Raw genomic sequence first — 25934 nt, 5'->3', positions numbered from 1 at the left:
GGTTCCTCCTGTCCCAGCGGCCCGGGCGAGTGGCCGGGCCGGATGCAACGGGGATAGAGCCCTTCCATCAGTCGAACAATCGGCCTACGATGGTCGCAGCGTTCAGAATTTTGAACGACAGGAGATGCGATGCGCTGGAGCCTCGATGACGTGCCGGTCTATGTGGCCGTGGTGGAGCAGGGCGGCATGACCGGCGCGGCCGAGCTGCTGGGCCGGCCGAAATCCAGCGTCTCGACGGCGATCGCGCGGCTGGAGAAGGGCCTCGGCATCCGGCTGCTCGAGCGCAATTCCCGCAGCCAGCGCGTCACCGCCGAGGGCGAGACCTTCTACCGTCATGCGCAGCTGATCCTCGAACAGGCGCGCGAGGCGGATGCGACCGTCGCAGGCCTGCGCGCCGATCCGGCGGGGCGGTTGACCGTGGCTCTGCCGCCCGCCTTCTGCCAAGAGGTCGTGGCCCCGCGCCTGCACGCCTTCCGTCAGGCCTTTCCCAAGATCGATCTGCAGATCGTCATCACCAGCCACGGCGTCGACCTTCTGCGCGAGCAGGTGGACATGGCGGTCGTCGTTGGCCGGATGGTGGACAGCGACCTCGTGACCCGGGTGCTGATCGCGGGCGCGCTGACCTGCGTGGCCAGCCCCGCCTATCTGGCCGCAAACCCGGTGGACGAGGGGCTGGAGGGCCTGCGCCGCCATATCCAACTGTGCGAGACGCGCTATGGCATCAAACGCATGCCGGTGCATGTGGCGGGACAGGCGGCGGTGCTGGATCTGCAAACCGGCATCAGCCATGTGAACAATCCGCTGGTGGTCCGGGCGGCGGTGCTGAACGGGGCCGGTGTCGCCCCCCTGCCCCGCCATTACGTCCGCGACCAGATCCGCGAGGGCAGCCTGATCGAGGTGCAGCCCGAGGTGACGTTCGACATCGAGGCCTCGACCCTCTCCGCCGTCTATCTCAGCCGCCGCCTGATGTCGCCGCGCCTGCGTGCCTTCGTCGATTTCCTCGCCGAGGCCTGCCGTTGAGCCCTACCCGGCCGGACGAACAGCCCCCGCGGGCGCCGCGCCGCGCAAGCGGGCGATATCCTGCCGCAGTTGCTGGATGATCCGGGCCGTCTCGTCCACGCGTTTGCCCTGCCGGTCTTGGTAGACGGCGTTGCGCCGGCCTTCCTCGTAATCCGTCAGCAGCCCCTCCAGCATGGTGACCTGAAGCCGGAACCAAAGCGCGTTGTCTTCCTTTTGCGGCATGCTCTCCCCCGACCGCCGATGTCAGGCGACGAGCGTTCCATGCCCCTGCCCCGCTGGCCATTCCCGAAAACCGGGGAGGGCGGGTCACGGCGCCCCCGGCCCCAGCAGCCCCAGCTGCAGCGCCGCCCGCGCGGCATCGGCCCGGTTGCCCAGCCCCAGCTTGCGGTAGACGTCCTTGATGTACTGGTTGACCGTGTGTTCGGAGATCTGCAGCTGATAGGCGATCTCCACTGTCCGCGCCCCTTGGCCAAGGAACCCCAGTACCTGCGTCTCGCGCGGGGACAGATGCGCGGGCGGCAGGGAAATATGTGCCTCGGCCCGGTGCCGGGCGTCGCGCAGGGATCGGGCATGGGCCAGCAGGTTCTCGATCTTGAGGTGCAGCTGATCGAGGTCGATGGGCTTCACGAGGTAATCCGTCGCCCCTGCCCGCAACCCCTCAAGATGCGAATCCCGGTCCGACAGCGCGGTGAGGAACAGGAACGGCAGCGCCTCGGTCACGGTGCCGGCCGCGCGCAGGTCGCGCAGCCATTGCACGCCGGAGCGGCCCGGCAGCATCACGTCGCACAGCACCAGATCGGGCGGATGTCCGGCGGCAATCGCCTGCGCCAGCAGATCCTCGGCAGCCTCGGCATCGGCGGCATCGAGCGCGTGATAGCCGGCATTGGTCAGCTCTTCCGCCAGTTCCTCCCGCAGGGCGGCTTCGTCTTCAATGTACAGGATCGTGGCGCGCGGCGATGGAGGGGTCATACGCTTCCTTCGAAGGGCTGGGCAGGGAAAGGGTGAAATCGGTGCCGCGACCGATGTCCGAGCGCACGGCGATCTCGCCGCCATGCAGCCGGACGATCTGCGCCGCGAGGCTGAGACCCACCCCGAGGCCGGGGTGCCGATGCGCATTCGGCGCGCGGTAGAAACGCTCGAAGATCGCGGCCTGCGCCTCGGGTGGGATGCCGCAGCCGTGGTCGCTGACGGTGCACAGGATGCGGCCCTGCTTTAGGCGAGTGGTGACCTCCACCGGGTCCGTGGCCGCCGAGTATTTGATGGCGTTGGACAGCAGATTCAGCACGACCTGTTCCAGCAGCACCGCATCGCCGTCGACCAGCAGCGCCTCGCAGGAGAAGCGGCAGATCACCCGCCGGTCCGGATGCGCGGCCCGCGTCTGCGCCACGGCGACCGAGGCGACGGCGTTGAAGTCGATGCGGCTGTGATGCGCCTCGATCGCGCGCTGTTCGATCACCGCGGAATCGAGGAACCCGCCAATCAGCCGCTCCAGCCGCGCCGCGGCATCGAGGATCCGGACAAACCGCCGACGGGTCTCGGGCGCGAGGGCCTCGTCCGGGCTGCGGACCTGCCGCTGCGCCGTCAGGTGGATGACCGAAACCGAGGTGCGGAATTGATGCGCCACGGTGACCACGAAATTGCGGTAAACCTCCTTGGCGCGGGTCTCGACCTCCAGCGCCTCGCGCAGGGCCTCGGTGCGCTCGGCGATGGTTTGCTCCAACCCCAGCTGATAGGCTTGCAAGGCCTCGGCACTGCGCAAAAGCCGCCGCTTGTCCCGCAGCAGAAGAGACGCCAGCACCATCCCCGCCGCGAAGCCGCCGATCACCGCGACCCGCAGCAGCGTCGTCGCCCGCAACAACCGCTCCCGCAGGGCGATGCCGCGCCGGCGTTCGCTCAAATAGGTCGCCTGCGCCATGTCATGCGCCAGCGCGGCAATCTCGATGGCCCGGCCCCGTTGCGACGCGATAGTGGCGTCCCCATCCACCCGCAGGCTGTCCAATTCGGCCAGAAGCTGCACGCCGCGTTCAAGGCGCTCCTCCTCCCCGATCGAGGTCAGGAACGCCCGTTGCGGATTGTCGGACAGCAGAACGAAGCGGCTGTAGAGCAGTTCGAACTGCAGGGCCGTGGCATCGGGATCGTCACCAGAGGTCAGCAAGGAGAGGAAATGCAGGCTCTCCCGTTCGGCCTGTGTGGCGGCCCAGAGGTTGCTCTCGCCCATCTCGCGCTGAAGATCGTGGCGGATCGCGTCGAGCCACAGCAACGAGGCCATGGCCAGTCCGAGGAACAGCAGGATCGTGCCAACGGCAAAGAGCGATCCCCGCGTCCAGATCATAGCACCTCGATCAGTCGAATTTGCCAGATCCAGCGCTCGTCCATCAGCGGGTCCTGCAAGGCCGGCAGGCTGTCCCTTGGATAGACCAGCCACAACGGCCCCTTGTCGCGCACCCGCATCGGCACGCCGTTCGCCTCGCGCGCCAGTATGGGATCGAAGGTCCAGGCATCGCTCGCCGGGATCTCGATCACGAAATCATTGAGCGCGGTCAGGCGCAGGCGGCGCTGCGCCAAGGCGATGGGCGGCCCCGCGAAGGGCGAGAGAACATCGGCCAGCCGGGGCCCCCGGAACAGCTGCGGCCCCTCGGTCCAGGCGGTATGGGTGACGATGTCGTGCCACGGCAGCCGGGCAAGGGCCGCGTCGTCGAAGACATGGGACGTCCCGTCGGCCGCACGCAGGGTCAGCCGCGTGACGGGCTGGGCCGCCACCGCAGAGGGCAACAGGGCGCAGGCGAGTGCGGCCAGTGCAAACTGGCGCCGCGACACGATGCTGTGGCGCTGACTCACCATCCCAAAGCGCCTCCGTCCCATAAGGGAGAACGGTAGGCACAGCGGGCGCCGGTGTCAAAGTCTCCGCATTCCGGACGCTGGGCCCTTTTTCTGTCGCGCGCGTTGACGTCTGCTCTGCTCATTCCGTTCCGTCCTGAAGACCCCCGTGCCTGCGCCGCCGAGGGACACTCGCGGCGCAGGCCACATCGCCCTCGCATCGTGACGAGGACGACCGGGATCGGCGGTCCTAAATACGGACTTCGACAGGTTACACTTCACCGCCCACCTCGACCCAAAAGACCATCTGCGCCCCCTTCCCCGCCATTCCCCAATTCTGGGGAGCGCCAAAGAAGCAGGGGGTGCGGCACGATGGCCCGGCAGCACAGGCTGGCTCGACGCCCCGGCGCCAACGCGCCATGATCGACCCGATCAAGGCAGGAGCCGCCCTACAAGCGCCCCACCGAACACGAGGCCCGCATGGACCAGATCCGACGCAATCGACGCGATGTCGCTGTCCTTCTGTGGGCGGCGGGTGGCCTTGCCCTCGGGCTGGTGACATGGGCCTTTGACCTGCCGACCGCGCCTTCGGTGATCTGGACGCTGGGCGTGCTGCCGGCGTTGGTGGCCCTGACGGTCGAGATCCTGCGCAGCCTCGGCCGGGGCGAGGTGGGCCTCGACATCGTCGCGGCCCTGTCGATGAGCGCCGCACTGATCTTCGGCGAGCCCCTCGCCGCGGCGGTCGTGGCGGTGATGTATGCCGGCGGCACCTTCCTCGAGACCTTCGCCGAGGGCCGCGCGCGCCGCGAGATGCATGCCCTGCTCGCCCGTGTCCCGCGCATGGCCACCCGTCACCACGCCGGCGGGCTGGAGGATATTCCGCTGGAGGCCATCACCCCCGGCGACCGCCTGCTGATCCGGCAGGGTGACATGCTGCCGGTGGATGGAACACTGGCCTCGGACACGGGCTTCGTCGATGCCTCGGCGCTGACCGGCGAGTCGCTGCCCGTCAAGCTGACCCGCGGCGCCGAGGCGCTCAGTGGCAGCACCAACGCCGGCGCGGCCTTCGACCTGATCGCCACTCATCCGGCGGCGGACAGCACCTATGCCGGGATCGTCCGGCTGGTGGAACAGGCGCAGGCCTCGAAAGCGCCGATGTCCCGGCTGGCCGATCGCTGGTCGCTGGGCTTCCTGCTGGTCACGCTGGTCATCGCCGGCACCGCTTGGGCGCTGACCGGCGACCCTGTGCGCGCCGTCGCGGTGCTGGTCGTCGCCACACCCTGCCCGCTGATCCTTGCCGTGCCGGTGGCCTTGGTCGCCGGCCTGTCGCGCGCCGCCCATTTCGGCGTGCTGATCAAGGGCGCCGGTCCGTTGGAAACGATGGCGCGGGTGCGCAGTCTGATCCTCGACAAGACCGGCACCCTGACCGAGGGTACGCCCAAGATCACCGCCATCGACAGCGAGGACGGCACAGCTCCGAACGAGATCCTGCGCCTTGCGGCCGCGCTGGATCAGGCCTCGAAGCACCCGGTCGCGCAGGCCTTGGTCACCGCCGCGCAGGCCCGCGGGTTGAGCCTGCCTGTCCCGACCGAGGTCACCGAAAGCCCCGGTGACGGGGTCGAAGGCAAGGTCGATGGCCGCTGGATGCGCGTCGGCGGCGATGGCTTCGTCGGCGCCTCTTCCCTGCCCGAGGGTGACGCCGGGGCGGTGATCGTCGCGCTTTCGGTCGAAGGACAGCGGGCCGGGCGGCTGGTCATGGCCGATCCGTTGCGCGAAGGAACGCCCGAGATGCTGCGCGACCTGCGGAGCCAAGGCATTGCGCGGATCGTGCTGGCCACCGGCGACCGCGCCGACGTCGCCCGTCGCGTGACCGAGGGGCTGGCCCTCGATGCGCTGCGCAGCGGGCTGACGCCGGATCAGAAGGTGCTGACCGTTCTGTCCGAGCGCAAGAACGGCCCGGTGATGATGGTCGGCGACGGTGTGAACGACGCGCCGGCACTGGCCGCTGCCGATATCGGCGTGGCAATGGGCGCGCGCGGTGCGGCGGCCTCGGCCGAGGCGGCGGATGTGGTGCTGCTGGTCGACCGGCTCGACCGGCTGGCCACGGGGATGGAGATCGCCCGCGCCGCCCGCGCCATCGCCCTGCAAAGCGTGGTCGCCGGGATCGGCCTGTCGGTGCTGGGCATGCTGGCCGCCGCCGCCGGGTACCTCAACCCGGTGCAGGGCGCGTTGCTGCAAGAGGTCATCGACGTGGCCGTGATCCTCAACGCCCTGCGCGCGCTGCGTATTCGCCCCCGGTCCGTGCAGGGCTGAGAAACGGCCGCGTCAATAGACGGCGACCAAACGCCCCGCGAGTTCATGCACCGTGATCGGCGTCTCGTAGACCTCGGATAGGAACTCGGCCTGCATCAGCTCGGCGGGCGTACCATGCCGCAGCACCCGCCCGCCCTTCATCACCACGATCCGGTCGCAATGCGCCGCGGCCATGTTGATGTCATGCAGGACCACGACCACCGTCTTGCCCATCTGCCGCGCGGCGTCGCGCACGAGGGTGATGATCCGCACGGCATGGCTGATGTCGAGGTTGTTGAGCGGCTCGTCGAGCAGGATGCAATCCGTGTCCTGCGCCAGCACCATGGCGATATGCGCCCGCTGCCGCTGCCCGCCCGAGAGCTGGTCGAGGAACCGGTCGGCCAAGGGCTCCAACCCCAGCGTCGCCAGCGCGCGGGTGACCTGCGCGTGATCCTCGGGACCGGGATTGCCGCGGCTGTGCGGGTAGCGGCCGAAGCCTACGAGGTCGCGCACGGTCAGCCGCGCGGCCGTGTGGTTGTCCTGCCGCAAGAGCGCCAGCTTCTTCGCCACCTCCCGCCCGGAGGCGCGGCTCAGCTCCAGCCCCTGAAGCGTCACGCGGCCTGCGTCGGGCTTCTGCAACCGGCCCATCACCGACAGCAGGGTCGATTTGCCCGCGCCGTTGGGTCCGATGATCGCCGTGAGGCCGCCCTTGGGCAGCGACAGCGTGACCTCGGACAGGACGGCCACGCCGTCATATCGCCGCTCGACGGCATCGATCTCGATCATCGTGCCACTCCTCTGATGACCAGCAGGATGAAGACCAATCCCCCGGCGAATTCGACCACCACGGCCAGCGCCGTGTCGTAATGAAGGACCCGCTCCAGCAGCGTCTGCCCGCCGATCAGCGTGATCAGCGCGATCAGGGCCGAGGCGGGCAGCAGCACCGCATGCCGCCCGGTCGGCATCAGCAGATAGGCAAGGTTCGCGACCAGCAGCCCGAGGAAGGTCACCGGACCCACCAGCGCCGTCGACAGCGCGACCAGCACCGTCACCAGCACCAGCAGGCCATGCACCAGCCGCTCCTGCGGGACACCGAGGCCGATCGCCGCCTCACGCCCCAAGGCCAGCACATCAAGCTCCGGCACCAGCCGCCAGATCACCAGCGCCAGCCCGGCCACCAGCAGGGCCGAGAGGGTCAGCAGGCTTGGATCGACCGAGTTGAAGCTGGCGAACAGCCGGTCTTGCAGGACGGTGAAGCTGTCGGGATCAATGATGCGCTGCAGGAAGCCCGAGATCGAGCGGAACAGCGTCCCCAGCACGATCCCCACCAGCATCAACAGGTGCAGGTTGCGCGCGCGCGGCCCGAACATCCAGCGAAACAGCAGGAGAGCGAAGAGGATCATCGCCGCCAGCTCCAGCCCGAACATCAATCGGGGATCGAGGGTCGAGACTCTTCCCGCCCCCAGGCCGAAGACCATCCCCGTCTGGATCAGCACATAAAGCGCATCGAACCCCATGATCGAGGGCGTCAGGATCCGGTTCTGCGTCACCGTCTGGAACACGACCGTCGACAGAGCCACGGCAACGGCGACGACGGCCAGAGCGGCCAGCTTGCGGCCCCGGAAGGGCAACAGGAAATCCCAGCTGCCCCGCGCCTGCAGCAGCATGAAGGCGGCGGCGGCGGCGAGGGCCAGCACGACCAGCAGCGCCATCCGCCAGGCGATCTGGCGGTTGCGGATTTCAGGCGACATTGGCGCGCCTCCGGGTCAGCAGCCACAGGAAGGCGGCACTACCGACAATGCCCATGGTCAGGCCGATCGGCATCTCATAGGGCCGCACGACCAGCCGCCCGACGATATCGCAAGCCATGACCAGCGCGGCCCCGCTGAGGCACACCAGCGGCAAGGTGCGGCGCAGGTTGTCGCCCTTGAGCAAGCTCACCACATTGGGCACGACGAGGCCGAGGAAGGGCACGATCCCCACCGTAACGATCACCGCGGCACTCAGCAGCGCGACCAGCACCAGCCCCAAGGCCCGGATCGCCCGGTGATTGACCCCGAGGCCGATGGCCATGTCCCGGCCCAACCCGGCGACGGTGATCTGATCGGCAAACAGCGCCGTCACCAAGACCAGCCCGGCCACGATCCACAGCAATTCATAGCGGCCTTGCAGCACGACCGAAAAATCCCCCGTGCTCCAGGCGCCGAGGCTTTGCAGCATGTCGGTGCGATAGGCGATGAAGGTGGTGACCGCGCCGATCACGCCCGACAGCAGCAACCCGATCAGCGGCACCATCAAGGCCGAGCGTTGCGGCACCGCGCGCAGGACCAGCAGGAACAGCGCCGTCCCGGCAAGGCCGAAGGCGGCTGCGACGGCCATCCGCGCGGGCAAGGGCAGACCGGGGGCCAGCAGCATCACCAGCAGGATGCCGAGGGACGCGGATTCAGTGGTGCCCACGGTCGAGGGCTCGACGAAGCGGTTGCGGACCAGCACCTGCAGCACCAGCCCGGCCAGCGCCAGTCCGGCCCCGGCCAAGGCCAGCGCCAAGGTGCGCGGCAGGCGCGAGGTGAACAGCACCTCGGTCGCGGGCCCTGAGCCACCCTCGGCCCAGATCAGCGAGGGGGAGACATGGCTGACGCCGACAAAGAGGCTGGCAACCCCCATCGCCAGCGTGAGCAGGACGGCAAACGGAAACAGCAGCCGGGCGACGGGGCCCGGCTGCAGGAGGGAGGCGTGACGCGGCCTTGGCGATCGTGGCTGGGGCAAGGGTGCTTTCCGTCAGTCCCGTGCGGCGGCCAGGGCTTCGCGCAGCTGGGCAACGCTGGATTGCAGTGCCTGCACACCGCCGCCGATCAGGTACCAGGCCTGCGAGTCAAGGTAGACGACCTGACCCTGCTCCCACGCGGTCGTGCCTTGGACCAGCGGGTTGTCGAGGTATTCGGCCGCCGATTGACCCTCGCGCCCGATGGCCGCATCGCGGTCGACGACGAACAGCCAGTCGGGGTTGGTCTCGCGGATGAACTCGAACGAGATCGCCTGACCGTGGGTGCCGGTATCGAGACCCTCAGCCGCCGGGGCGAAGCCGTAATCGTCATAGACGACGGCAAAGCGCGAGCCCGGACCATGCGCGCTCATGCGCCCGCCGGTGGTCAGGATGACCAGCACCCGGCCCGCATCGGCGGCCTCGTCCTTCAGCGCGGCGACATTGGCCTGCAGCTCGGCGCCCAGGGTTTCGGCTTCGGCCTCGCGTCCGAAGATACCGCCGAGGAGGTGCAGGTTGGCGACGACGTTGTCGATATAGCCTTCGGTGCCGATCGTCAGGTCCAGCGTCGGCGCCATGCCCGACAGCGCGCCGTATTGCGGAGCCGAGCGACCACCGACGAGGATCAGATCCGGCTCGGCCGCGTTCACCGCCTCGAAGTCGGGCTCGAACAGGGTGCCGATGGGGGCGGCGTATTGCGACAGGTAATCGGGCAAGGTCGCGCCCGGCGCACCGGCAACCGGCACACCCAAAGCGTCGAGGTTGTCGAGCGTCGCCATGTCATAGACCAGGACGGTTTCCGGCACGCCGTCGATCTCGGTCTCGCCTTGGGCATGGGTGACAGTGGTGGCGAAAGCCGGGGCGGCGATCAGGGCCAGCGCGGCGCCGAACAGGCTGGGACGCAGGAAGTCTTGGGCCATGGGGATAATCCTCTCAGGCAGGCAATCGTGAAAGATCAGAAGGTTGCGGTCAGGCCCAGCCACAGCCGGCGGCCTTCGCCGACGGTGTTGCTGTCCGTCGCGTCGACGATTTCGTCGAACACGTTGTAGACCGCCGCATTCAGGGTGACCGTGCTGTTCAGCGCATAGGAGCCGCCGAAATCCACGGTGGTGTAGGGATCATAGGCCCGACCTTCGACGCCGTTGATATAGACCGGCCGCCCGTTGGTGCCGATCCGCGCACCAGCGGCAATTTCCTCGCCGTGGTAGGTGGCCGAGGCCCAGAGCGACAGGTCACGGTCCATCGGCGCCCAGTCGACACGCAGCGTGGCACGGTGGCGCGGGGTGCGCTGCAGCGGGAAGCCCGCGTAATCGCCGGTGCGCTGCTCGCTGTCGGTGAAGGTATAGGTGCCGCGCAGCGACCAAGTGTCGTCGATCCGGTAAGACGCGGCCAGTTCCAGACCCTGCACCACTGCATCGTCGATGTTGAACGCCTGCCAGAGACAGCGATAGCCCGGATAGCCCGCAATCGCCGCCGCGTCGCAAGCCGCGCCGCCCAACGGGTCGATGATGTCGCCGGTATCCGGATTGACCAGCAGGCCGGTGTTCATGTTCGAGATCTTGTCCTCGAACTCGGTCCGGAAGGCGGTGGCGCTGAAGCTCAGCGGACCCTGTTCCCAGACACCGCCCAGCTCGAAGCTGGTGCTGGTCTCGGGCTGCAGATCGGGGTTCGGCGCGATCACCCCTGCCCCGCGCTGGGTCGGGTAATAATAGCCCGGCGCGACCAGACGGATGCCCGGCGCGGTGAAGCCGGTGGAGACGCCGCCCTTGATCGTCAGCGCGTCGGTCGCGTGCCACACACCGTACAGACGCGGGCTGATCTGGCCGCCGTAGATCGAGTGGTGGTCATAGCGCAGGCCGCCCGTCAGCGCGAAGCTGTCGGTCAGGCGCCATTCGTCTTCGGCGAAGACGGCCCATTGCTCGACCTGCATGTCCTGATCGGTGGTCGTATGGCCCCGGTCGGTCAGATCGGCCCGGCTGTACTGGAAGCCCGCCACGGTCCGATGCTCGCCGGCCAGCAGCCACGGCACGGTGATCTGGCCGTCCACGGTGGTGTTCGACAGGCGGGGGATCCGCTCGTTCAGCACGCGGACGCCGGTGCCCGTGGTCTCGGCATAGGTGTAGCGCGCCGATTCCTCGTGCTGGATCGTCAGCTGCGTCTCGATATCGCCGAAATGGCCGGTATGGCCCAAGGCGATGTAATCGCGGTCATTCTCGCGGTAGCTGCCGTCCGAGCCCGAGGCGACAGTGCTCCCCTCGCTGCCCTCGGCCGTCAGACGCGAGCGACCGGCCTCGAAGGTGAATTCATGGTCGTCGGTCGGCGTGAAGCTGAAGCGCACCCCAAGGTTGGTGTCCCGCGCGCCCTGAATACCGCCGAGCAGGCTGTCCTCGGACCGGTCATAGATCCGGCCCCAGATCTGCACGCCCAGACGGTCGGCGATCAGCGGGCCGCTGGCCTCAAACGACAGGGCGGCGGAATTGCCGAATTCGCTGTGCTCTTGCACCGTGCCCTCGGCGGTGACACTGCCCGACCAGGTCAGCGCGACGGGCCGGGTGATGACGTTGACCACGCCGCCCATCGCATCCGCGCCGTACAGCGAGGACATCGGCCCGCGCACGACCTCGATGCGTTCGATCATGTTGACCGGCGGGAAATGGCGCTGCTCGAAGCCCGAGCTGCCGTTGGGGCGCGATTCACGGGTCGAGACGCGGCGACCATCGATCAGCATCAGCGTATAGCTGCCGGGAAGGCCGCGGATCTGGATGTCCTGCTCGTTGGCGACACCGGTGGTGACAAGGCCCTGAACCTCACGCAGCGCGTCCGACAGGTCGCGGTACGCGCCCGTTTCCAGCTCCTCGCGCGAGATCACGGTGATCGAGGCCGGGGCATCGGCGATGTTCTGCTCCACGCCCGCCGCGGTGACCACGATGCGGCCCAGATCGACGGTGTCGTCCTCGGTGGTCTGGGCCATCAGCGCCGCGGGATAGGCGACCGCGAAGGCGGCGACGGCACAGCTGGCCTGCAATCCGATCCGCGTCGTCCGGCGCAGGTTGCGGGTCATAATGGCCGGCGTTGACCGTCGGGGCTGCGACATTGTCTTGTCTCTCACTTAAAGCTGACTATTTCTCTCAGCTATACGAGGGACAGACAGGCACAACCACGATGATTGAGAACGATTCCAAATTCAGGAAAGTGGAAACACCCGGCGAGGTCCGGTCGCGTGCGGCGCACCGGCCATGACACGGCTGGATCGCGCCCCGCACGACGCCATCGCGCAACCTGTTGACACAGCAGCGCAATCACGCGGAGACGGCGCGGCGGTGACGCTGACCCAGCTGCGCCTGCTGGTCGCGCTGGATGCCTTGCTGCGGGCGGGTTCCGTCTCGGGCGCTGCTGCCGAGCTGGAGATGTCCGTGCCAGCAGCCAGCCGCCTGCTGGCCCAGCTTCGCGCGCATTACGACGATCCGATCCTCGTGCGCGAGGGGCGGCGGATGGTCCCCTCGCCCTTGGCCGAGACCCTGCGGCGCCGTGTCGCGGCCCTCACCCGCGAGGCCCGGCTGCTGCTGACCGCCCGCGATGCCGACGCGGCGGCGCCGATTCCCTCAGCGGCCCCCTCGGCCCTGCTGCCCTTCCCCGACCGCGCGCGCCTGCCCCTTCGCACCGCCGATCCCAACCGGCTGGACGGCGAGCCCGACGCGGACAGCCTGTTGCGCCGCCTCGATGGCGTGGCGGACAGCGACCCGCCCCGGGTTCGGCTGGCCGCCCATGTCGCGCGTCTGTCGGGCACGCCCGGCCAAAGACGCCCCCTCAGCATGCCGCAAGCCGAGGACGCCTTCGGGATCATCCTGCGCGGCGAGGCCGACCCGGTGCAGGTCGGCGCCCTGCTGGCCAGTATCCAGCAGCGCGGCGTGGCGGGGCCCGAGCTGGCCGGACTGGTCGCCGCCGCCCGCGCGCAACGGCAAGGGCCGGGCTGGCAGGGGAATGCGCCGGGCCTCGATTGGCCGGTCTATCCCTCGCCCCGGCAGCGGCGCCCGACTTGGTTCCTTGCCGCCGCGAGACTGCTGGCCGACGCCGGCACGCCGGTCCTTCTGCATGGCTTCACGCCGCACGAGGGGCCGGTCTCTGCGCTGCTCGACGCGCTACAGATCCCGCAGGTCGATACCGAGGCCGAGGCGCTGGCCGCCCTGCAAACCGGCCGGATCGCCTATCTGCGGATCGAAGGCGCCGCGCCGCAACTGGCCGCGCTTGGCAATCTCTATGCCGTGCTGGGGATGCGGACTGTCGCGCAGATCGGCCTGCGCCTGCTGGACCCGCTGCGCTTCGGCGTGACCCTCGGCGGTGTGCCGTTCGGCGGTGGCGGCGGGTTGTTGACCTCGGCCCTGCAGCACCTGCGGGACGGGCGGTTGCTGACGGTCCTCAGCCAGCGCGACGTGGCACAGGCGACGCCGCACCGCTGGATGCCGCTGGCCCTGTCCGGCCCCGAGGGCGAGGTGATGACCCATGTGGCCCCCAGCCTTGACCATGCGCCCGAAGGCTTGCCCACCGGTTTCGGCCCCGGCGAGATGCTGACCGCGCTGTGGCAGGGGCGCGAGCGTGATCCGGCCATCACCGCGATCATCCGCGACAGCGCCGCGCTGGCGCTTCTGGCGCTGCAGCCGGGCCTCAATTTCGCCGACGCGCAGGCCGAGGCCGACCGGATGTGGACCGACCGCCGCCCCCTCGTCGCCGGCTGACACCTGTACCTCGTCGACGGACAGCCCTTGCGTTAAAGGCGCCGTCATGACCCTATGGTAGTCAGGCATGCGGAGGAGAAACGCAATGAGCGAGCCCCGCTACCCCACCCACGGCAGCGACCATCTGGACCTGATCCTCGCCACATCCGAGATCGGGATCTGGGAGCTGGACACCGCGACCGGCAAGGCGCTGCGCAATCGGCGCCATGACCAGATCTTCGGCCACGACGACTTCCTGCCGGAATGGAGCGCCGAGATCTTCTTCACCTATGTCCACGCGCCCGACCGTGAGAGGGTGAAGCAGCTGATGCTCGATGCGATCGAGAAGGGTGCGATCTGGTCCTTCGAGACGCGCATCCGCCGCGCCGATGGCGAGGATCGCTGGATAAACGCCAAGGGCACGCCGAAATTCGACGCGGCGGGCAAGGTGGTGCGGCTGGTCGGCCATGTCATCGACGTGACCGAAACCAAGGCCAACGAGGATCGGCTGCGCCTTCTGGCGCGGGAGCTCAATCACCGGGTCGGCAATTCCTTCGCGATCATGAGTTCGATGATCCGGCAGGCCAGCCGCAAGACCAGCAGTGTCGACGACCTCGCCAAGACCCTGCTGGCCCGGATCGAGGCCCTTGCCCGCGCCAATCGCGTCCTCGTCGCGCCCGAGGCCGAACGCGCGACCTTCCGGGAGATCCTGACGATGGAGCTGGCGGCCTTCGGTGGCTGGCAGGAGAGGGTGCGCATCCACGGGCCGGGCAATGTGCGCTTCTCGCCCGAGGCCTCGGAAGCGTTGACGCTCATCATCCACGAGCTGCTGACCAACGCCGTGAAATACGGCGCGCTGTCCGTTCCGGGCGGAACCGTCGAGGTGCAGGTATCCGGGCGCGAGCAGGATCAAACGCGGATCGACTGGATCGAGCGCGGCGGCCCGCCGGTGGCGCCCACGCGCCGGCCCGGCATCGGTTCGGCCGTGCTGCAAAGCGCGCTGCGCGGCGAGGGCCATGCCGAGTTGGATTTCCGGCCCGAGGGGCTGGTTTGTACCCTCACGCTCACGCATCGGCTGGAGCGCGAAAGCCCGCTGACGCCCTGAGGCCTCAGCGACAGAGCGGCAGTTCCAGCGGCTCCGGCGCCGGCAGCGATGCGCGCCATTGATCGATGATCGGCCGCAGCGTCTGACGCGTCCAGAATTGCGGCGCCTCGATCTCGCGCAGGCAGGCCGCGTTCCAATAGAGCCCGTTTTCAGCCAGATCTGCGCGGGTGCTGACGGCCTCGGCCACGGCGGTGATGTCACCGGATTCCGGGTAGATATACAGCGTGGTAGGATCGCCCTCGACCATCGCCATGATCTCGTCCGCGACATCCTCGGTCCAAGTGGTGCAACCATTGCTGCGCCCGCCCGCGTAATCGACCCGCTGGCCGTAGGGCACGAAACCCTCGTCATCGGCATGCGGGCTTTCGGGACTGCTGAACCGGCATTGCCAACGCAAGAACATGGCAACATGGCCGCCGATTTCACGTTCGCGCGCGTTGTCCGTCTCACCCATGCCGTCGAACAGCAGGAAGGTCCGCTCGAAGGGCACGCGCTCGCCGGCTTCGGTGTAGAAACCCTTGAACGAGGTGCGGGTCTCGGCCGTGAGATAGGCACCGCCCATCGTCAGGTTCGATCCCTCGGCATTGCTGAAATGCCGCGCGCATTCCCGGCCGTTGCGGAAATCGGCCTCGGGCAGGGTGCGCCCGCTGCCATAGCCCGAGGACACGGCGCGGAAGGTCTCGCTCTCCTCGCAGATGATGTAGAACCGATCGCCCGGCCCCCCGCCCGAGGCCGTGCTGGGCCGCGTCGCATCCATGGCGAGGTAACAGCCATTGCTCACGGCACTCTCGGCCACCTGTTCCTGATACAGCGCCCGCGCCCGCTCCAGCACCACCGGCGCGATCTGGCCGGTCCCGGTGCCGACATGCCGCGCCAGCCACGGCGGAAGATCCTCGGACGCAAGCGCGGGGATCGGGGCACAAAGGGCCAAAGCGAGGGCAGCAGCGGGACGGATCATCAGGCATTTCCTGCTCAGAAAGGTCTGGTCGGCGGGTCGGACTTGGGGCTCGACAGCTAACATAGCGCGATCCGTCCCAAGGGCACGGGTCAGTCGTTCGGGGTCAGCCGCTCCATGTAGAACAGGTCGGAGAGCGGGGTGCGCGGCGGCTCCTGCGTCAGCCGCGCCCACAGCCGCAGGCTGCGCCGCCCGGCACCGTCGTCCTCGGTCACGCGCCGGACGAGGCGTGCGGACGCGGCATCCTCCTCGGCGCCGCCGTGCTCTGCCATCATCGCCGGGGTCTCGGCGTCGTTCGGCAGGCCGAGGATGCAGGTCACCTGCTCACCCCCCTCTGGCAACGGACGGATACCCAGATACAGCAGCGCCGCCTCGCGTTCATAGATGCGGGCCACGCCGGACAGCACCATCTGCTCGAAATTGCCGGCCAGTTGCGGGGCGCGGGCGAAACGGTCGTCCAGCGGCTCGGTATCCGCGGTGATCTCCAGCACCATCGCCGTCGCAAGATCGAGGTAGCGCCCGGCGGGATCGACCACCGCCTGCTGCCAGCCGGTCGATTCCAGCGTGGCGCGGATCTCGCGCCCGTCGCGGCTGCGGTCGAAGCACAGCTCCGAGACATCGCGCATCGTTCCGGCCGATGCGGCCGACGCAACAGTCAGAAACACGCCCAGCAGGGGCAGGCCGAAAAGCGGGGCACGGGGAAAAAGGGTCATGAAAACTCCGTCGCAAAGACGCTCAGGGTGCCTCGGTTGCGACGGCAAGGCAAGGTTTTGCCGAGACGCCGCGCCGACCCCAGCGGCAGCGCAGAAATACATGCCGCAGCGCGGAACCAGCGGTCTGTTCGCACGTTAACCGCCTGTCCCACCCCGGATTGCTGCCCGGGCCGGATCACCCCGACATCATCCTGAAACCCGCTTCGGCAGGGTCACGGCAGATTTGTCTGCCGGGAGCACCCCTGCGCCCGTTCCCTTACCGAGAGCCCTGTCATGCGCGACCTCCCCGATTATCCCCGCAGCGTCGTCGCCCCGCTGAGCCTGCCGGGTCGGTCGGCCCGCGTCACCCGTTGCCTGCCGGTCCTGCTGGCCGGGGGCCGGGGGTCGCGTCTACACGAGCTGACGGATCGGCAGTGCAAACCCGCCCTGCCCTTCCTTGGCGGCGAAGGGCGGATCATCGACTTCATCATGGCCGCCGTCACCCGCGCCGGGTTCGAGCGCATGGTGCTGGCGACGCAATACCGTCCGCTGGAGCTGGCGATCCACCTCCGCCGGCATTGGTCGCGCCAATTCACACGAGGACTGACGGTCGCGGACGGAGGCACCCTGCGCGCGGATGGTTATCGCGGCACCGCCGATTGCCTGCGCGCCAATGCCCCGATGATCCAGACCATCGCGCCCAAGGAGATCATGGTCCTGTCGGGCGATCATGTGCTGGACATCGACCTTGCCGCCTTCCTTGAGGCGCATCGCCGAAGCGGCCTGCCCGTCAGCGTCGCCGCGACGCCGGTCCCGATGGCCGAGGCGAAGGGCTTCGGCATCTTCAGCCTCGACGCCAAAGGTCAAGTCACGGGCTTCGCCGAAAAGCCCGCGCACCCTGAGGCCATGCCGGGTGACGCCGACCGCGCGCTGGCCTCGATGGGGATCTACATCTTCGACCGCGACTGGATCACCACGGTGCTGGCGCGGGACAGCGGTGACGATTTCGGCCATGACATCCTGCCGATCGCCTTGACCGAAGGCGCGCTCGGCGTCTGGCAATTGCCCGATGCCGGCCCCGGACGCGCTGGATATTGGCGCGATGTCGGCACGCTGGACAGCTACCGGCTGACGCAGCTCGATTTCCTCGGCGCCACCCATCCGCCGGTGCCGCTGCCCCTGCCGATGGCCGCGCGTCTGCCCGAGGGTGAGGCGCTGTTGGCGCAGGGCTCGATCCTGCTGCCGGGCGCCAGCGCCGGGCGCGATTGCCAACTGCGCAACGCCATCGTCGCGCCGGGCGTGCGCCTGCCGGACGGTTTCCGCGCCGGGTTCGATCCGCATGAGGACAGCCGCTGGTTCCGCCGCAACTCGGCCGGCACGCTGCTGATCACGCCGGGCATGATGACCCGCTACCACCAGCTGCGCCGCGCGCCGATGGCCATGCCGCGCCGCCCCGGCCGCCCCAATCTGACCGCTGTCGCAACCCTCTGAACAGGGATTTCCCCCATGGACGGATCAAGGATGAACGACGCGCCGCGCATCGACCCGCGCGACGTGGTGATCGATGCCGAGCGCGCGCGCCCGGACCTGCTGGGCGCCCGCCCGGATGCCGAGGGCACCAATTTCGCGCTGTTCTCGGATCATGCCGAGAAGGTCGAACTCTGCCTCTTCGACGAGGCCGGCGAGACCGAGCTGAAGCGCCTCGAACTGCCCCGCGCCGAGGGGGGCATCTTCCACGGCTATTGCCCCGAGGTGGGACCCGGTCAGGCCTATGGCTACCGCGTGCACGGGCCCTTCGCACCGCAGGACGGCCATCGTTTCAACCCGAACAAGCTGCTGCTCGACCCCTATGCGATGGCGATGCGCGGCACGCTGAAATGGGATGACGCGCTCTATGGCTATCCGGTCGGCGGCTCGGATCTGGAGATGGACGGCCGCGATTCCGCGCCCTTCATGCCCAAGGCCGTCGTCGCCGATCCGGTCTTCGACTGGGAGGCCGACGCCGCCCCCCGCGTGCCCTGGTCGAAGACGATGATCTACGAGGCGCATGTGAAGGGCCTGACCATGCGCCATCCCGGCGTCGTCGAGGCCGATCGCGGCACCTTCAAGGCGCTGGCGTCCGAGCCGGTGATCGAGCATCTGCAACGGCTGGGCGTCACCACGATCGAGCTGCTGCCGATCCATTCCATGGTGCAGGACCGCCATCTGGTCGAGAAGGGCCTGCGCAATTACTGGGGCTACAACACGCTCGGCTTCTTCGCGCCGAACCGCACCTATCTCGCCTCCGAGGACGTGCGCGAGGTCCGAGCGGCGGTGAAACGTTTCCATGCCGCCGGGATCGAGGTGATCCTCGACGTGGTCTACAACCACACCGCCGAGGGCAACGAGCTGGGCACGACCCTGTCCTTCCGGGGCATCGACAACGCGAGCTATTACCTGCTGGCCGAGGATCGTCGCCACGGCTTCGACACCACCGGCACCGGCAACACCCTCAATGTCGCGCATCCGATGGTACTGCGGCTGGTGATGGACAGCCTTCGCTACTGGGTGGAGGCGATGCATGTCGACGGCTTCCGCTTCGATCTGGCCTCGACCCTGGGCCGCGAGCCGCAGGGGTTCGAGCGCGAGGGCGCCTTCTTCAATGCGATCCGTCAAGACCCGGTGCTGTCACAGGTCAAGCTGATCGCCGAGCCCTGGGATATCGGCGAGGGCGGCTATCAGGTCGGCGGCTTCCCTTGGCCGTTCCGCGAGTGGAACGACAAATTCCGTGACGATGTGCGCGGCTTCTGGCGGCGCGATCCGGGTCTGTTGCCGCGCCTGTCCGAGCGGCTGATGGGCAGCCCGGTGCAGTTCAACCATTCGCACCGGCCGGCAACCTCGTCGGTAAATTTCCTCGCGGCGCATGACGGCTTCACCCTATGGGACACGCTGTCCTTCAACGACAAGCACAACGAGGCCAATGGCGAGGACAACCGCGACGGCCATGGGCACAACCTGTCCGACAACATGGGGGCCGAGGGCGCGACCGAGGATGCCGGCATCAACGCCGCGCGCGAGCGTCGCGCGAAGGCGATGCTGGCCACGCTGATGTTGTCGCAGGGCGTGCCGATGCTGCTGGCCGGCGACGAGATGGGCCAGTCGCAGGACGGCAACAACAATGCCTATTGTCAGGACAACGAGCTGACCTGGCTCGATTGGGACAACCCGCGCGAGGCGCTGACCGAGGCTGTCGCGGCCCTGTCCGATCTGCGCCGCGCGTGGTCCGAGCATCTGGCGCCCGTGGATTTCTGGCCGCGCCCGGAGGCCACCGAGAGCCGTTGGTACCACCCCGGCGGGCGCGAGATGACGCCGGCGGAATGGGAGGACGGCGAGCTACGCATGATCGGCCTGCGCCACCATCGCGGCGGCGCGCCGGATCTGATGATCGTCGTCAATGCCGGGGACGACGGGCGCTTCCGTCTACCCGACGGCCGTTGGCGGCGCGTTCTGGATACGGCGCGCGATGCCCTCACCTGCGATGACGCAGCGGAAGGGGATCAAGATCTCGGCTGGCAATCGGTGGCCGTCTTCGCGCAGATCCTGCCCGAACATCCGCCCGCCAGCTGATCCTCCACGGTCAAAGCACCAAGGTGGTCGGCACTGTCACCCCGAATTTCGGGATATCCGGAAGAATGGTGCGCAGGGCCTTCTTACGCTCGTCATCGTCGAAACGTTCCGAGGCCCCGGAGATCACCAGCGCGCCAAGGAAGCGGCCCGACAGCGAAAACAACCCGGTCGAGATCGACGACAACCCCGGCAAACGCTCGCCGGTGGAAGTGGCGTAGCCGCGCTGACGGGTGTCCTCACCGTCCGGGTTGTCGGGCTCGGACCACGCCCGCAGGATATGCGCGGCCGAGCCGCCGGCGTTCAGATGGTGCCGGGTGCCGATCTCAATATGGTGGCGCAGGGGCATCTTGGAATTGTGGCGATAGAGGCAGACCCGCTCGTCACCGACACGGACGTAGAAGATCAGGCTCTCGGTCAGCTTCTCGCCGAGGCTGTGGATCAGCGGCTTGACCGTCGTCTCCATGTCGAAGGCCGCGCGATAGATGCCGCCGAGGTAGAAGATCTGCGGACCCAGCATATAGGCATCATCGGCCGTGCGGATGACCATGCCGCCGCGGATCAGGGAATCCAGCAGGCGCAGGATGGTGCTCTTGTACAGGCCGGTCTCCGCAGCGAAGTCCTTCAGGTGCAGCTTCTGCCGGTCTTCCGAGAAACACGTCAGCAGGGACAGTGCCTTGTCCACGGCCTGCACACCTTTGCGGTCATCCTGCTCGCTGCTCATACAATCCTCCGAAAGCCAGATCGGCGATAGCATAGACCATGACCTGCGCACAGGGGCAGGAGGCGACGCTGCGTCATGCCGTCGCCTCTTGCCCGCGCCGGCGCAGGGCAGCGACGGCCATCCACAGCAGATACGCCACCGTCACGGCGAGGATCGTCGCGCTGATCGGCCGCTCGAGGAAGGTCATCGCATCGCCCCGCGCGATCAGCATCGAGCGGCGGAAGTGCTCTTCCATCAGCGGGCCCAGCACGAAACCCAGAAGCAGCGGAGCCGCCGGCAGCGCCAAAAGCCGCATGCCGTAGCCCAACAACCCGAAGAACAGCACCATGTAGACATCCGTCGCCACCTGCCCGACCGAATAGGCGCCGATGCAGATGAAGGTCAGCACGATCGGCACGAGGATGTTGTAGGGCACGGCGAGGATCTTCACGAAGACGCCGATCAGCGGGATGTTGAGGATCAAAAGCAGCAGGTTGCCGATCCAGAAGCTCATCACCAGACCCCAGAACAGGCCCGGTTCACGCACGATGAGCTGCGGGCCAGGGGTGATGCCATGCATGATCAGCGCACCCAGCATCAGTGCCATCGTGGCCGAACCGGGGATGCCCAGCGACAGAGTGGGGATGAAGGCGGTCTGGTCGGCCGCGTTGTTGGCGGATTCGGGCGCGACGATGCCCTCCATCGCGCCGTTGCCGAAGCGTTCGGGTGTGCGTGAGCGGGCCTTCTCCACCGCATAGGCCATGAAGGCGGCGATGGAGGGGCCGGTGCCGGGCAGCGTGCCGAAGAACGAACCGATCCCCGCGCCGCGCAACAGCGGCCCGACCGAGGCGCGGGCCTCGTCCTTCGTGGGCAGCATCGCGCCCATGGTGACGGGCGGCAGCTTGGTGCGCCCGCGGACCAGCCCGATGGACGAGACGATCTCGGCCACGCCGAACAGGCCCATGGCCAGCGCGATCAGCTTGATCCCGTCGGCAAGATGGAACGACCCGCCGGTAAAGCGCGCGGCGCCGGTGTAGATGTCCAGACCCACAGTGCCGAAGGCGATCCCGACCAGCACCATCGCCATGCCCTTGAGAAACGAGCCGCCACTGACAGATGAGGCCACCACAAGGCCCATCACCATCAGCGCGAAATACTCGGTCGAGCCGAAGTTCAGCGCATAGCCGGCGATGACCGGGGACAGCAGCATCAACAGCACGATGCCGATCGAGCCCCCGAAAAACGACGCGATCGTGGTCATGAACAGCGCCACCGCGCCCCGGCCCTGCTTGGTCATCGGGTAGCCGTCGAGGCAGGTGACGGCGTTCGACGCGGTGCCCGGCAGGTTCAGCAGGATCGAGGCGGTCGAGCCGCCGAAGGTGGTGCCGTACCAGATCCCCGCCAGCATGATCAACGCCGAGGTCGGGTCGATATGGAAGGTGATCGGCAACAGCAGCGAGATCGCCGCCATCGAGCCGAGGCCGGGGACGATGCCGACCACCGTGCCCATGCCGACGCCGATCAGGCAATACATCAGGTTCGACAGGCTGGAGGCCGTGCCGAAGCCCAGCACGATATTCCCCCAGAGCGATGCGAAGTAATCCATGGCGGTGCCTTTCGATCAGGCGGTCAGAACGGCCAGCGGATCATCGCCATCGGCAGACCCAGTCCCAGCTTGAAGATCAGATAGACGGCAACCGGCAGCGTCAGGCACAACACCAGCGTCGCGGCGGGGCTGCCGTCGCGGTCCGACAGCGCACAAAGGCAGACCAGCGCGATGATCGCGGGGATCATGCCGAAGGGGCCGACCATCAGCCCGAAGGCCAGCAGCGCGGCGCTGATGAAGATCAAGGCGCGAAGGTTGACATCGGGCTTGGTATCCACCGCCACCTGCCGCGCGCGTTGCCACAGGGATTGTCCCAGAATTCCCAGCCCGGTCAGCGCGATCAGCACCCCGACGCCGGCGGGAAACATGCCGGGCCCCATCCGGCGCGGGCTGCCCATCGGCAGGGTCTGGTAGGCCCAGATCACCATGCCTGCCCCGAACAGCATAATGAGCGCGCCGCCAAAGGCGTCGCGGGTTTCCTGGCGGTTCATGTCTTTCCTCCCGGCATTCCGCGCAAGCGGCGCGGTCGCGCCCGTCCCCCTCCTCCGGGAACGGGCGGTCGCTTGGCTTATTCGATCGCCAGATCGACTTCCTGCGCAAGGTTCTCCCAGCGCTGGATCTCGCTGTCCAGCCGGGTTGCCAGATCCTCGCGCGAGCCGCCGACGAATTCGGTGCCGGCGGGCGCGAACATCTCGCGCAGGCTCTCGTCCTGGAACACCCGGTTGAAGGCGGCGTTGTAGGCGTCGAGCACCTCGTCCGGCGTGCCGGCGGGCGCAAAGACCCCGTTCCAGCTGGCCACGTCGAAGCCTTCCAGCGTCTCCGAGACGGCGGGCAGATCGGGATAGTTCGGCGAGCGGTTCAACGAGGTCACGGCCAAGGGGCGCAGGTTGCCGGCTTCGATCTGCGGTAGGGCCTCGACGATCTGGTTGATGCCGGCATGAACACGGCCTGCCGCCACATCCAGCGCGCCCTGGCTGCCCGCCTGATACGAGATCGTCACCATCGGCACCTCGGCCATGTAGCCCATCAGCTCGGCGGCAAGGCGCGGGGCGGTCAGCGGGCCCGAGTTGACCAGATCCAGCTCGCCCGGGTTCTCGCGCGCCCAATCGAGCAGGCTGGCAACATCGGTGACGCTTTCCGGCAGCGCCGGACCCGCGGTCAGGATATAGGGTTGCTGAGCCATCGGCGTCACGGTGTCGAACAGCGTGCGGGGATCGCCCACGGCGGCCTCCGGGGTCAGCGCAAAGCCCGTCGACAGCGACGGCGTGCCGACCAGCAGGACGGTGCCGTCCGTCGGGGCACCCATAACATAGGTCTGGGCGATCATCGTCGAGGCGCCGGGGCGGTTGTCGACCAAGACGGTCACACCCAGATCCTGCGCCAGACGGTCGGCCACGGCGCGGGTCACGGTGTCGACACCGCCGCCTGCGCCGAAGGGCACGATGATGGTCACGGTGTCAGGCACCTGCGCCTGAGCCGTGCCGGCCGCCGACAGGGTCAGCGCAAGGCTCAGCGCGGTGACGGATGCGGCACCGGCAAGGATCGTCCGCCGCGTGGCGGCGCGTTGCTTCAGATTCATGGTCAAGATCTCCTCCCTCGATCTGGACAGATTGTTCTATCTAGCAGAACACCATTCGATGCTACAGAATTTTCTCTGGCGCGCAAGAATTTTTGTGCCTATGTTCCATTCTACGGATCGTCGTTCTGTTTTTGCGATGGCCGGACCTTTGCAGCGCGACGGGAGGAAACCGCGCTGTCTCAAGCCCCTTGCGGGCAAGGGCCAGCGACGCGCGGCAGGGGGACAAGGACAGGTGGGGCGCAGGTCAACCGGACTGCGAATCACCGCCCCGCTCGCCTCACGGCGCGGGAGGAACCCGGCGCCATGCCCGTCTTCACGGGGGCGCCGTCACATCGAAGGGAGAGACCGATGAGCAGCCATTACTACGACCCGACCGACGCCAAGGCCCGCATGGAGATGGCGGAACTTGCGCCGTCCGACTTCAAGGCCTGGATGGGGCTGAACATGATCCCGTCGTCGGACAAGGGCGCGATCCCGGTCAAGGTGCGCGAGCTGATCGCCATCGCCGTCGCCCATGCCACCGGCTGCCCCTATTGCATCGAGGCGCATGTGAAGAAGGGCAAGGCCGCGGGCGTCACCAAGCAGGAAGCGGCCGAAGCCGTGCTGATCTCGGCCGCGCTCTGCGCCGGGGCGGCGGCGGCGCATGGCGGCCTCGCGATGAAATTCTGGGACGCGGCCGAGGGCTGAGGCCCGGGGCCGGAAGGGGGGAGGAACGATGTCAGTTTCCGTCTTTGACATGACCACCATGCAGCATCTGTGGAGCACGCCCGAACTGCGGGCGGTCTTCTCGGAAGAGAACCGTCTGCAGAAATGGCTGGATTTCGAGGTTGCGCTGGCCCGTACGCAGGCGCGGCTGGGGCTGATCCCGGACAGCGCCGCCGAGGCGATCGCCAAGGCCGGCCGGATCGAGACGCTGGACGTGGAGGCAATCGCCGCCGAGGTGCGCCGCATCAAGCACACGCTCGTGCCGGTGCTGAAGGAGATGCAGAAGCATCTGCCCAGGGACGCGGCCGAGTATCTGCATTACGGCGCGACGACGCAGGACGTGGTCGATACGGGCGTCGTGTTGCAGCTGAAGGAAGCGCATGGCCAGTTCACCCGTATGGTCGGCCAGATCGGCGCCGAGCTTCTGCGCCTCTCGGCCGAGCACCGCGATCTGGTGATGGTCGGGCGCACCCATGGTGTGCAGGCCCTACCGATCACCTTCGGCCATAAATGCGCGATCTGGCTCGATGAGATGTCGCGCCATGCACAGCGCCTCGATCAATGCGCGGCGCGGACCTTCGCGGTGATGGTCGTGGGCGCGGTCGGCACGCAGGCCTCCTATGGGCCCGAGGCCCGGGCGATCGAACAGGGCATCGCCGCCGAGCTGGGGCTGGCCGCGACGGATATCAGCTGGGCGCCCTCGCGCGACCGTTTCGCCGAGTATCTGACGGTGCTGGCTCTTCTGGCCGGGACGCTCGGCAAGATCGGCAATGAGCTGTTCAACCTGCAGCGCAACGAATTCGCCGAGGTCGAGGAGGCCTTCAGCGAAGGCAAGCTCGGCTCCTCGACCATGCCGCACAAGCGCAACCCCGTCGCGGCCGAGAACGTGGCGATGTTGTCGCGCTCGGTCCGCTATAGCGCCGCGATGATGCTGGAGGCGATGGTACAGGAGCACGAGCGCGACGGCATCGCGTGGAAATCCGAATGGAAGGCGATCCCCGAGGCCTGCCTCGTCACCGGCGCCTGCCTGTTCCAGACGGTCATGCTGCTCAAGGGCCTGCGCGTCCGGCCCGAGGTCATGCAGCGCAACGTCGACATGATGAAGGGCTATCTTCTGTCCGAGCGGGTGATGCTCGATCTCGGCGAGCGGGTGGGCAAGAACACCGCGCATGAATGGCTCTACGAGGCCTCGATGTCGGGGATCGAGAAGGGGCAGTCCTTCGCCGAGGCCCTGCGCACGCATGACCATATCGCCGACACCTATACCGAGGCGCAGATCGCCGATCTGACCGATCCCGCGCGCTATCTCGGCGAGGTCGGGGCCAGCATCGACCGGGTCGTCGCGCGCGAAAGCGGTTCCGCCTGGATCGCGGCGGGGGCCTGA

General features: G+C 67.9%; 23 protein-coding genes. 8 read left to right on the top strand and 15 right to left on the bottom strand.

The window, feature by feature from the left end; genetic code table 11:
• Positions 1-129: 129 nt before the first annotated feature.
• Complete coding sequence (locus BCY78_RS03480) at positions 130-1020, top strand: LysR family transcriptional regulator (RefSeq protein WP_068297921.1); 891 nt, start codon at positions 130-132, stop codon at positions 1018-1020.
• Positions 1021-1023: 3 nt separating this feature from the next.
• Here BCY78_RS03480 and BCY78_RS03475 read toward each other — a convergent pair whose 3' ends face one another.
• From BCY78_RS03475 to BCY78_RS03460, 4 genes are all read right to left on the bottom strand, one after another.
• A complete protein-coding gene (locus BCY78_RS03475; RefSeq protein WP_068297919.1) occupies positions 1024-1242 on the bottom strand; it encodes a hypothetical protein in 219 nt (72 codons plus the stop codon).
• 84 nt (positions 1243-1326) lie between these two features.
• The gene (locus BCY78_RS03470; protein WP_068297917.1) at positions 1327-1989 is read right to left on the bottom strand and encodes a response regulator transcription factor; all 663 of its coding nucleotides are present in this window, start codon (positions 1987-1989) and stop codon (positions 1327-1329) included.
• On the bottom strand, positions 1949-3352 hold the full coding sequence (locus BCY78_RS03465) for a sensor histidine kinase KdpD (protein WP_068297914.1): 1404 nt from the start codon (positions 3350-3352) through the stop codon (positions 1949-1951). Before BCY78_RS03465 ends, BCY78_RS03470 begins: the two co-directional genes overlap by 41 nt.
• The gene (locus tag BCY78_RS03460; RefSeq protein ID WP_233499340.1) at positions 3349-3861 is read right to left on the bottom strand and encodes a hypothetical protein; all 513 of its coding nucleotides are present in this window, start codon (positions 3859-3861) and stop codon (positions 3349-3351) included. Before BCY78_RS03460 ends, BCY78_RS03465 begins: the two co-directional genes overlap by 4 nt.
• Before the next feature lie 456 nt (positions 3862-4317).
• Between BCY78_RS03460 and BCY78_RS03455 the strand changes: the two genes are divergently transcribed.
• A complete protein-coding gene (locus BCY78_RS03455; RefSeq protein WP_068297911.1) occupies positions 4318-6150 on the top strand; it encodes a heavy metal translocating P-type ATPase in 1833 nt (610 codons plus the stop codon).
• A 12-nt stretch (positions 6151-6162) separates the two neighbouring features.
• On the opposite strand, the gene BCY78_RS03450 is transcribed toward BCY78_RS03455, so the two are convergent.
• From BCY78_RS03450 to BCY78_RS03430, 5 genes are read right to left on the bottom strand one after another with little or no spacing between them, the layout of a single operon-like run.
• Complete coding sequence (locus BCY78_RS03450; protein WP_068297909.1) at positions 6163-6915, bottom strand: ABC transporter ATP-binding protein; 753 nt, start codon at positions 6913-6915, stop codon at positions 6163-6165.
• The gene (locus BCY78_RS03445; protein ID WP_068297906.1) at positions 6912-7880 is read right to left on the bottom strand and encodes an iron chelate uptake ABC transporter family permease subunit; all 969 of its coding nucleotides are present in this window, start codon (positions 7878-7880) and stop codon (positions 6912-6914) included. Before BCY78_RS03445 ends, BCY78_RS03450 begins: the two co-directional genes overlap by 4 nt.
• Positions 7870-8895, bottom strand: coding sequence for an ABC transporter permease (locus BCY78_RS03440; protein ID WP_233499339.1), 1026 nt, complete (start codon positions 8893-8895; stop codon positions 7870-7872). The genes BCY78_RS03445 and BCY78_RS03440 overlap by 11 nt, the downstream gene beginning before the upstream one ends.
• Before the next feature lie 12 nt (positions 8896-8907).
• Entirely contained in the window at positions 8908-9810 is a 903-nt protein-coding gene (locus tag BCY78_RS03435) for a siderophore ABC transporter substrate-binding protein (RefSeq protein WP_068297905.1), read from the bottom strand.
• A gap of 35 nt (positions 9811-9845) precedes the next feature.
• Positions 9846-11951: a TonB-dependent receptor domain-containing protein gene (locus tag BCY78_RS03430; RefSeq protein ID WP_068297902.1), complete on the bottom strand. Its 2106-nt coding sequence runs from the start codon at positions 11949-11951 to the stop codon at positions 9846-9848.
• 175 nt (positions 11952-12126) lie between these two features.
• Between BCY78_RS03430 and BCY78_RS03425 the strand changes: the two genes are divergently transcribed.
• Together BCY78_RS03425 and BCY78_RS03420 are read left to right on the top strand one after the other, a co-directional pair.
• A complete protein-coding gene (locus BCY78_RS03425) occupies positions 12127-13623 on the top strand; it encodes a LysR family transcriptional regulator (RefSeq protein ID WP_083194798.1) in 1497 nt (498 codons plus the stop codon).
• Positions 13624-13708: 85 nt separating this feature from the next.
• Positions 13709-14707 carry a sensor histidine kinase gene (locus BCY78_RS03420; protein ID WP_068297896.1) on the top strand — a complete coding sequence of 333 codons (999 nt, stop codon included), beginning with the start codon at positions 13709-13711 and terminating at the stop codon, positions 14705-14707.
• A gap of 4 nt (positions 14708-14711) precedes the next feature.
• Here the strand turns inward: BCY78_RS03420 and BCY78_RS03415 are convergent, their stop codons facing one another.
• Both BCY78_RS03415 and BCY78_RS03410 read right to left on the bottom strand, forming a co-directional pair.
• On the bottom strand, positions 14712-15665 hold the full coding sequence (locus BCY78_RS03415; protein ID WP_068297894.1) for a murein L,D-transpeptidase catalytic domain family protein: 954 nt from the start codon (positions 15663-15665) through the stop codon (positions 14712-14714).
• Positions 15666-15754: 89 nt separating this feature from the next.
• Positions 15755-16375 carry a hypothetical protein gene (locus BCY78_RS03410; RefSeq protein WP_068297892.1) on the bottom strand — a complete coding sequence of 207 codons (621 nt, stop codon included), beginning with the start codon at positions 16373-16375 and terminating at the stop codon, positions 15755-15757.
• Positions 16376-16648: 273 nt separating this feature from the next.
• Here BCY78_RS03410 and BCY78_RS03405 point away from each other — a divergent pair, with 273 nt between their 5' ends.
• Positions 16649-17845 (top strand): sugar phosphate nucleotidyltransferase, encoded by a 1197-nt coding sequence (locus tag BCY78_RS03405; RefSeq protein WP_068297889.1) that lies wholly within the window; start codon positions 16649-16651, stop codon positions 17843-17845.
• 30 nt (positions 17846-17875) lie between these two features.
• Positions 17876-19960, top strand: a complete 2085-nt coding sequence (gene glgX, locus BCY78_RS03400) for a glycogen debranching protein GlgX (protein WP_068297887.1) — start codon at positions 17876-17878, stop codon at positions 19958-19960.
• 10 nt (positions 19961-19970) lie between these two features.
• Here glgX and BCY78_RS03395 read toward each other — a convergent pair whose 3' ends face one another.
• The 4 genes from BCY78_RS03395 to BCY78_RS03380 all read right to left on the bottom strand — a co-directional run bounded on the left by BCY78_RS03395 (position 19971) and on the right by BCY78_RS03380 (position 23845).
• Positions 19971-20681, bottom strand: a complete 711-nt coding sequence (locus tag BCY78_RS03395; RefSeq protein ID WP_068297885.1) for an IclR family transcriptional regulator — start codon at positions 20679-20681, stop codon at positions 19971-19973.
• A 73-nt stretch (positions 20682-20754) separates the two neighbouring features.
• Positions 20755-22266 (bottom strand): tripartite tricarboxylate transporter permease, encoded by a 1512-nt coding sequence (locus BCY78_RS03390; RefSeq protein WP_068297883.1) that lies wholly within the window; start codon positions 22264-22266, stop codon positions 20755-20757.
• Positions 22267-22289: 23 nt separating this feature from the next.
• Positions 22290-22757 (bottom strand): tripartite tricarboxylate transporter TctB family protein, encoded by a 468-nt coding sequence (locus tag BCY78_RS03385; RefSeq protein ID WP_068297879.1) that lies wholly within the window; start codon positions 22755-22757, stop codon positions 22290-22292.
• Between the two features lie 77 nt (positions 22758-22834).
• Positions 22835-23845 carry a tripartite tricarboxylate transporter substrate binding protein gene (locus tag BCY78_RS03380; RefSeq protein ID WP_068297875.1) on the bottom strand — a complete coding sequence of 337 codons (1011 nt, stop codon included), beginning with the start codon at positions 23843-23845 and terminating at the stop codon, positions 22835-22837.
• 348 nt (positions 23846-24193) lie between these two features.
• Between BCY78_RS03380 and BCY78_RS03375 the strand changes: the two genes are divergently transcribed.
• Both BCY78_RS03375 and purB read left to right on the top strand, forming a co-directional pair.
• Complete coding sequence (locus BCY78_RS03375) at positions 24194-24532, top strand: carboxymuconolactone decarboxylase family protein (RefSeq protein WP_068297872.1); 339 nt, start codon at positions 24194-24196, stop codon at positions 24530-24532.
• A gap of 28 nt (positions 24533-24560) precedes the next feature.
• Entirely contained in the window at positions 24561-25934 is a 1374-nt protein-coding gene (purB, locus tag BCY78_RS03370) for an adenylosuccinate lyase (protein ID WP_068297871.1), read from the top strand.

The sequence above is a fragment of the Pararhodobacter sp. CCB-MM2 genome (genome assembly GCF_001691415.1).
Classification (GTDB): domain Bacteria; phylum Pseudomonadota; class Alphaproteobacteria; order Rhodobacterales; family Rhodobacteraceae; genus Pararhodobacter.
This window is presented reverse-complemented; position numbering and strand designations above follow the sequence as displayed.